Annotated in this window: 8 protein-coding genes; 4 read left to right on the forward strand and 4 right to left on the reverse strand. The window is 53.9% G+C overall.

Translation table 11 applies throughout. The features are described from left to right. Positions 1-65 precede the first annotated feature (65 nt). Positions 66-488, reverse strand: a complete 423-nt coding sequence (gene hemJ / locus ACJJID_RS19745; protein ID WP_444920931.1) for a protoporphyrinogen oxidase HemJ — start codon at positions 486-488, stop codon at positions 66-68. Positions 489-523: 35 nt separating this feature from the next. Next, positions 524-2,344 (reverse strand): chloride channel protein, encoded by a 1,821-nt coding sequence (locus ACJJID_RS19750; RefSeq protein WP_444920932.1) that lies wholly within the window; start codon positions 2,342-2,344, stop codon positions 524-526. A 96-nt stretch (positions 2,345-2,440) separates the two neighbouring features. On the opposite strand from ACJJID_RS19750, the gene argC reads away from it, so the two are divergent. The 4 genes from argC to erpA all read left to right on the forward strand — a co-directional run bounded on the left by argC (position 2,441) and on the right by erpA (position 5,279). Beyond that, on the forward strand, positions 2,441-3,493 hold the full coding sequence (gene argC, locus ACJJID_RS19755) for an N-acetyl-gamma-glutamyl-phosphate reductase (RefSeq protein ID WP_444920933.1): 1,053 nt from the start codon (positions 2,441-2,443) through the stop codon (positions 3,491-3,493). A gap of 63 nt (positions 3,494-3,556) precedes the next feature. After that, complete coding sequence (locus ACJJID_RS19760; protein ID WP_444920934.1) at positions 3,557-4,288, forward strand: DUF6776 family protein; 732 nt, start codon at positions 3,557-3,559, stop codon at positions 4,286-4,288. A gap of 33 nt (positions 4,289-4,321) precedes the next feature. Continuing rightward, positions 4,322-4,765: a bactofilin family protein gene (locus tag ACJJID_RS19765; RefSeq protein WP_444920935.1), complete on the forward strand. Its 444-nt coding sequence runs from the start codon at positions 4,322-4,324 to the stop codon at positions 4,763-4,765. 160 nt (positions 4,766-4,925) lie between these two features. Next, positions 4,926-5,279: an iron-sulfur cluster insertion protein ErpA gene (gene erpA / locus ACJJID_RS19770; protein WP_152451090.1), complete on the forward strand. Its 354-nt coding sequence runs from the start codon at positions 4,926-4,928 to the stop codon at positions 5,277-5,279. Positions 5,280-5,303: 24 nt separating this feature from the next. Here erpA and ACJJID_RS19775 read toward each other — a convergent pair whose 3' ends face one another. Continuing rightward, positions 5,304-6,413, reverse strand: coding sequence for an anhydro-N-acetylmuramic acid kinase (locus ACJJID_RS19775; protein ID WP_444920936.1), 1,110 nt, complete (start codon positions 6,411-6,413; stop codon positions 5,304-5,306). Positions 6,414-6,428: 15 nt separating this feature from the next. Continuing rightward, positions 6,429-7,814, reverse strand: coding sequence for a peptidoglycan DD-metalloendopeptidase family protein (locus ACJJID_RS19780; protein WP_444920937.1), 1,386 nt, complete (start codon positions 7,812-7,814; stop codon positions 6,429-6,431). Between the last annotated feature and the right edge of the window lie 127 nt (positions 7,815-7,941).

The following is a 7,941-nucleotide window of genomic DNA, read 5'->3' on the forward strand; positions in this document are numbered from 1 at the left end:
GCCAATTGCTGTGCGCCTAATTTTAGTTCCTATATGACCCAGGCAAAGAATGATTTCGCGCCAAATTAAAAGGGCTTCACCACGGCCAGAATGACGATGGCGAACAGGGCCACGGTCGGAACCTCATTAAAAATACGGAAATAACGTCCACTGCGGGTATTGGTGCCCTGGGCAAACTTACGAACGTAGGCGCCACACATATGATGATAGGCCAGCAGGAGTACAACAAAGGTGAGTTTCGCATGCATCCAGCCGGCCGAGGTGTAGTAGCTGGGATTCAAACTGTAAAGCCAGATACCCAGGCCAATAGTGGCAAGCATGGCTGGGATGGCGATCCCCCTGTAAAGGCGTCGTTCCATGATGCAGAAGCGGTCGCGGCTGAGGGCGTCGGTGGCATCCACGTGGTAAACAAAAAGACGCGGTAAATAAAAGAGCGCGGCAAACCAACACACCATGGCAATAATATGAAAAGCCTTGATCCACAACATGGAAAATCCCCTCAAAAAATAAAAACGAAAACTGATTATTTCCGGTAAAAATTATCGATCTGTAGCGGCAGAATAATGCCCGCAATGCGGTTGTCCAGGGAGCCGCTCTGGTGGCGACTAATATACAAGGCGTCGGCCCCGGTATTTTTAAGTTCTTGCTGAGCTTCCAGCATGGTTGCACGCCAATTTAATTCCGCCATCTGTTTACGCTCACCGGGGATTTTTAGCAAATCAATCTTTGCCGTTGTGCCCTCGTCTTTTTGTTCCTGCTCCACAAGAGGTTCTTCACCCTCCCCCTCTTTGCTGCCCTGTAGAAACGTGGCCAGATCGGCAGCACGCAGGAGTTCAGGAGGTTTTTCATTGGGCAAATCGATCAGTATCCACTGGGGGTGTTGTGAGATATAGCCCTGTGCTTGCTCCAGAGTGATTTCCTGCTGAGCGACAATAAAGCTTCGGTCCATTTGGCTGGCCACACCTACACCGCTGAGCATTTGCTGGCGCCAAGTTGGGGTGCCAGCTTTATTCAGCGCGCGCAGTGTTTCGAGGTAAATTCCCTGGGTGGAAAAAAGTTGTCGGCTGATCAAGGTGGCCACCACGATCATCATCATTCCGGGAAAAAGCACATTGGGGTTGTAGGTCAATTCGAGAATGGCGAGCAAGGCGGCAAGGGGAGCGTTGAGCATGGCCGCCATCATTGCAGCCATACCCACCATGGCGTAAAAGCCTGGACTCGCCGTATGTTCTCCCAACCACATATTGGCGAGGCCACCGGCAATACCGCCGATGCAGGCACCGAGGATAAGGCTGGGGCCAATAACCCCCCCAGGGATGCCCAGCCCAGACCCCAGAGCGGTAGCAATCAACTTGGCTGCAACAATCACTATTAGAGTGTTTATGCCCAGCTCTCCCAGCATCGCCATTTGCAGTGTGTCGTAGCCCCCACCGAGAATTTCCGGTACCCAGATTCCGATAGTGCCGGTTACCAGCCCCACTATCAGAAAGCGCAACAGCGGTGAGCGATGGGTTTGCTTGGTGAGTTTGCGGTGGGCCAGAATGAAAAGCGCTGCCAGAACGCCGATAACCAGCGCGCATAAAAATAAAATAGGCAGTTCCGCCAGAGAGTTGAGATGGATTGCCGGTACATTAAAGTCTGGTTCACGGCCAAAAGTCAGCTGGGTAATCGCACTACCGGTTACCGCCGCCAGAATGACTGGTAAAAAGCCAGCCACGGAATACTCGAGCATCACCACTTCCATAGCGAATATCACACCAGCTAACGGAGTGTTGAATGAGGCTGCAATAGCGGCGGCCACGCCACAACCGAGCAGGCTGCGCGCTGAGTTATTGGGCAGGCGCAGTGCGCGCGCCAGCCAACTGCCGCTGGCCGCGCCAAGATGTACCGCCGGTCCCTCACGACCCACCGAATGGCCACTAATCAGGGCGATGGACCCGGCGAAAAACTGCAGCAGTGCATTTTGTACCGGCATATAGCCCTGGTGGTTGTAGAGGCGGTCGAGTACATGAACCACACCAACATCGTAGCGTTTGGGGCTGAGTACCAGGTAGATAATGCCAATTAACAGGGATCCTATTACCGGTAGGGCAAACCGCCAGAGTGGCGGTAGGGACTCGTAATTTTGGGGTACGGACAGAAAAAAGGTGGTTGGCCACTCCATGGCAAAGCGAAACAGCACGGTGACACCACCGGCGAGTACCCCGGTAATCAAAGCCATGCCAACCAGTGGCGCCAGGGCTTCCCGGGCCGAGAGTTGCAGGCGAATTTGCTCCAGAGCGTTTGTCTTGGGTAAGTAACGGCTCAGGGTGCTTTTCAGTGAAATCCTGGGGCGCTGTGACACCGCACATCCTTCAAGGTCTGGGGCTTGTGGTAGAGTGTTTGGCTGATTTTATGATTATCGTCTCAATTGGCGGATTTATTGGGAGAGTCTAGCAAGGTGATTAAGGTAGCAATTGTCGGAGCCACCGGCTACACGGGAGTGGAGCTGCTGCGAATTTTGGCGACACATCCACAGGTAAAAGTGGTCGCAATCACCTCGCGTTCCCTGAAGGGCACACCTGTAGCGGAGTTATTTCCCAGTCTGCGTGGACACTACGACCTGGCTTTTTGTGAGCCGGAAATCGAGCAGTTAGCCGGCTGTGATCTTGTCTTCTTTGCTACGCCTCACGGAGTTGCTCAAGCCCAAGTGCCGGCACTTATTGAGCGCGGTGTGCGGGTAGTTGATCTTTCCGCTGATTTTCGTCTCAAGGATATCTCCACCTGGGAGACTTGGTATGGCCAGGAGCACGCAGCTCCAGCACTGGCCCAAGCGGCGGTTTACGGTTTGCCTGAAGTCAACCGCGCCGATATCGCAGGTGCGCAGCTGGTGGCCTGCCCCGGGTGTTACCCCACTGCAATCCAGTTGGGCTGGATTCCTCTACTGGAGGCGGGTGTGGTAGAGCCGTCAGAACTAATTGCGAGTGCGGCCAGCGGTGCCAGTGGTGCCGGGCGCCAGGCCAAGACAGACCTGATCCTGGCGGAAAACAGTGATAACTTCCGCGCTTATTCTGCTGCCGGTCACCGCCATTTACCGGAGATTGAGCAGGGCTTGCGCAAGGTACAGCCGCTCGCTGCCAGCCCGGCGCAGGTAACATTTGTGCCGCACCTATTGCCAATGATTCGGGGCATCCACGCTACTCTGTTTGCCAAGACACTCTCCACAGAGGGTCTTTCAGCCAGTGAATTACAGGGGTTGTTTGAGCAGCGCTACAAAGATGAGCCCTTCGTTGATGTACTTCCGCCCGGAAGCCACCCGCAAACCCGCAGCGTCCGTGGCACAAATATGTGCAGGGTGTCCGTGATGCAACCCCAGGATCGGGATACCCTGGTAGTCATGTCGGTGATCGACAACCTGGCCAAGGGTGCCTCGGCCCAGGCGGTCCAGAATATGAACATTATGTTTGGCCTAACTGAGACGTTGGGCTTGGAGAGCCCCGCGCTGCTGCCTTAAAATCAAATAATTACGATAACCGGTATTCTCGGTTCAGCCCCAGCGAATTATATGGAGCTCAAAGTGAAAGGCAGTAAGCAGTACCGTATGAAAGTGGTGCCCCACCGCCCCTTCTCCGGCGTGATTGCCGCGGGTGGCGTCGCCCTGTTGGTATTGGTCACCTCTGCCGGTTCCTATTTCGCCAGCCAGTATCACCTGCGTAAAAACCTCGATGAGAAGACCCTGGAATATACCCGGGTGCTGGAGCAACTCGAGGCGCTCAATAGTGAAAATGAAGCCCTGCGCATGCGTGCTGCTACCGCCGAGCAGTCCTTGGTAATCGGTGAACAGGCCAGCGAGGCCGTGCGCACTGAGCTGGTGCAAAAAGAAAGCCAGATTGCCGAGCTGAAACAGGAAATCTCTTTCTATCGAGGAGTTATGGCGCCGGCAGAGGGTGGGGAGGGGGTCTCGATCGGCCGCTTTATTCTCTCCCAGACCGCTGATGCACGCAGTTACCAGTACAAGCTACAGGTTCAACAGTCGGCGGCGCGCCGAAATGTCATTAAGGGGACGGCCACCTTTACCGTTGTGGGCCGCCAGGACGGCGAGCCAAAGCGCTACGCCTTAATGGATTTATCGGAGCAGGTGGATAAAGAGTCTATCCCGCTGCGTTTTAAATATTTTCAGAACATAGAGGGGGAGCTGCGCTTGCCGGAAGGGTTTATACCCGAAGGCGTGGAGCTCTCGCTCAAATCCAGTGGACGCAGCGGGTTCAATATTGAGCAGCGTTACGGCTGGTTGGTACAGAAAAGCTAGCATTGATGCCAGAGGCATGAGGTTTTAGGGATTATGTTAAGAAAAAAAGAGAAAAACGTAACTATGGCCAGTACCGGTAGTAATCATACGACTCTGATCGCGCGCCAGACGGAAGTCACCGGCGATATACACTTTCGTGGAAACCTGGTCATTGAAGGCAAGGTAAAGGGCAATGTCTCGGCTCATAGTGACAGCGATGCACGTTTGCAGATTGTTGACGGTGGCGTGATCGAAGGTGAAATCCGTGTACCCCAGGTGGTCATCAACGGCAATGTGTGTGGGGATGTATTTGCAGCACGCCATCTGGAGCTGGCCTCTAAGGCTATGGTAGAGGGTAATGTGCACTATAAGCTGATTGAGATGATGAAGGGTGCCCAGGTCAATGGCGCACTGGTTTCCAATGCGGACCTCAGCTCCGCCGGTGAAACTCCGATGATTGGCTATTCCGAAGATGAAACAGTGATTGAAGCTTCTTAAATTGACCTCCCACAACAGCCCCGGCTTCCTTTAATACCGGGGCCTGTTGTGCCAAATACTTGACTGATTTGCTGGGTTTAAGCAAGATGACGCCCCCGAGGCTGCGCTCTGTATAGCTTTTATACGAGTTGCGAACGTCCCGATGAGTTGAGAGAGACTTATGTCAGAAGCTGTATCCTTTTCTCCTGCACCACTGGTGGTTACCGATAAAGCGGTAGCTAAGGTCAAGAGCCTGTTGGAAGAGGAGGGCAATCCGGATTTAAAGCTTAGGGTCTTTGTTACCGGTGGCGGCTGTTCTGGATTCCAGTACGGGTTTACCTTCGATGAGCTGGTAGCCGAGGACGATGCGATTATCGAGAAAGACGGCATTCAGGTACTGGTCGATGCCATGAGCTACCCCTATTTGGTGGGTGCCAATGTGGACTATGAAGAGGGGCTGGCCGGTTCTCGCTTCGTGGTGCAAAACCCCAACGCTTCTTCCACCTGTGGTTGCGGCTCTTCCTTTTCGATCTGAGCCGCCTATCAGCTACTAGCCGCTTTATGGGGGATAGATAGCCCCGAGAATGGCTTCTTTTTTTGCCCCGGTTACCCCGGGGCAATTTCCGGGTAGGCCGAGTAGTGTCTGCCGAGCCAGCCATGCGAACCCCACTGCTTCAAGCCAGTCGGCATCAATGCCATAAGTTCCCGTATCGGCAATTGACCAAGTAGGCAACCGCCTCTGTAGCCTGGATAGTAAATCCTTATTCTTTGCGCCCCCACCGCATACCAGTAACTCCCCACCATCCGCGAAAGAATGCACGGCTTCGGCAACACTCGCCGCAGTGACTTCTGACAGGGTTGCCTGCACATCTGCGGGGGCTAGTTCCAATCCAGCCAGGGCTTGTTCCAGCCAGTTGGCGTTAAAGGTTTCGCGGCCAGTGCTTTTCGGCGGTTCGGCGGTAAAGTAGGGATCTGACATCAAGCGATTCAACAGCTCGGGGTTAGCCCGGCCACTGGCTGCCCAGCTACCTTCTCGGTCGAAAGGTTGCTTTTTATGAAGGCTTACCCAGTAATCCATTAGAGCATTGCCGGGGCCAGTGTCGTAACCGCAAATGCTGCTATCGGCTTTCAGCTCAGTAATATTGGCCATGCCACCAATATTGACAACGGCACGATTGCCCTCAGTTTTGAAGGCGGCGCGATGGAATGCGGGCATTAGCGGCGCCCCCTGTCCGCCCAATGCCATATCGCGTCGACGAAAATCGGCGACCGTGCTAATGCCGGTCATTGCGGCAATCGTATTGGGGTCGCCAAGCTGTAGGGTGAAAGGGGAGCTTACAGTGCCAGGCGGTCGGTGCCTGACAGTTTGCCCGTGGCTGCCAACTGCAGTGACATCATGCGGCTCTACACCCGCACGCGCCAACAAGGTATTCGTTGCCTCGGCAAATGCCTGGCCAAGCTGTCGATCCAGCTGTCCGGCGCGATCCAATTCCGATGGGCCGGGAGAGCATAGAGCGAGAATTGCGCTGCGCAGTGATGGGTGGATGGGGTGGCTGAGAGCTGCCAGGATACGCGGCTTGATTTTATCTTCACCGCCAAAGTCGACCAGTACCGCGTCGATGGCATCGACGCTGGTACCGGACATCAGACCGATAAAAAGATCGGGCATAAAATAAAGTGCTTATTAATTGTCGTCGTCGAGTTTTGCCAGAGCCGGGCCCTGGTAATTTTCCAGCTTGGCCAGCAGAGGCTGCGTTTGATTCTTAAAGCGCATCATTTCGGCTGAGGGCACAGACTTGGCTTTGGGCAGTTTGCGCACGATCGTGGCCGGATTGCGATGCCTGCCATCCACCAGGAATTCATAGTGCAAGTGAGGGCCAGTGGCATAGCCAGTGGAGCCGACAGTGCCGATAACTTGGCGCTGCTTTACTCGCTGGCCTCTCTTCACTTTGCGCTTGGTTAAATGTAGGTAGCGGGTAACGTAACGTTCACCGTGCTGAATAAACACATAGTTGCCGTTAGGTTTGCTGTAACCAGAGGCAATCACCCGGCCGTCGCCGGTGGAGTAAACCGGGGTACCACGAGGGGCCGCATAATCGGTGCCGTTGTGCGGGCGACGCGATTTGAAAACCGGATGTAAACGGCGTGGATTGAAGTGGGAGCTGATGCGCACTATATCCAGAGGCGTACGAATAAACGCCTTGCGCATGCTCTTGCCTTCAGGGGTGAAGTAATTGGCATCGCCGCTGCTGTCGACGTAGCGAACTGCACTGTAAGTCTGGCCCTGGTTGGTAAAACTGACCGCGAGAATAGGACCGTTACCAATCTTTTCCCCGTCGAGGAATTTTTCCTCGAACATCACGCTAAAACTATCGCCCTTGCGAATATCCAGGGCAAAGTCGATATCGGAGCTAAAGACATCAGCCATTTCCATAATTAGGCTATCGCTCAGTCCGGCATTGCTGCCTGCAACAAACAAAGAGCTATCAATTTGTCCCTGGCGATAGGCGGGGTGGCTGTCGGGCTCTCTTTGAACCAGATCGTGCTGAAATTTACTCTCAATATCACGAGTAAATCTGACTTGGCTGAGCCTGTCCTTCTGTAGCGCTAAACTCTGTAGCTTGCCATCGGCATTGACCGTAAATGTCAGCTCTTCACCGGGATTAAGTCTCGCCAGTTTTTTTGCTTCCTTGCCACTGCCAAGCAACTGGTACATTTCACCTGCACTGACTTTGGCGCGCTTAAACAGGTCAGACAGGGTATCGCCATTACGCACGGTCAGGCTGAGTGACTTTAATGCCTCTGTAGCCGCTGCAGCTAATGCAATTTCCTGGTTGGGAGAGACTTTCTCGACCTGCTTTTGTTCAGCAGCAGTTTCTGTCTTCTCAGTAGTTGGAGACAGATTGACGGGAAGAGGCATGCGCTTGGCTTCGACTTCTGGCGTTGGGATAAAAATTGCCAAAACCAGTACACAGGCAGCGGCACTGGCCGTTAGGGCGTGCACTCGAGGAAAATGCTTGGGCAAGGCGCCTATTCGGACACGGGATGTCGGTTTGCGATGATTCTGCATGGTATTAACGGGCGGCGCCGGCTGTCGTTGTTATCTGCGCTTGAAATAAAGGGTGTTTAAAAAACAGGCATTGAAGTGACTTTATAGCAAAAAAGCCGCCTGGGTTCACTGGGTAATTGACCCATAT

It is taken from the genome of Microbulbifer sp. CnH-101-G (assembly GCF_052466775.1).

Excerpts from the sequence above, each read along its gene's own strand:
- hemJ (WP_444920931.1), bottom strand. The coding sequence starts at position 488 with ATGTTGTGGATCAAGGCTTTTCATATTATTGCCATGGTGTGTTGGTTT.
- ACJJID_RS19765 (WP_444920935.1), top strand. The coding sequence starts at position 4,322 with ATGTTAAGAAAAAAAGAGAAAAACGTAACTATGGCCAGTACCGGTAGT.
- erpA (WP_152451090.1), top strand. The coding sequence starts at position 4,926 with ATGTCAGAAGCTGTATCCTTTTCTCCTGCACCACTGGTGGTTACCGAT.
- ACJJID_RS19775 (WP_444920936.1), bottom strand. The coding sequence starts at position 6,413 with ATGCCCGATCTTTTTATCGGTCTGATGTCCGGTACCAGCGTCGATGCC.
- ACJJID_RS19780 (WP_444920937.1), bottom strand. The coding sequence starts at position 7,814 with ATGCAGAATCATCGCAAACCGACATCCCGTGTCCGAATAGGCGCCTTG.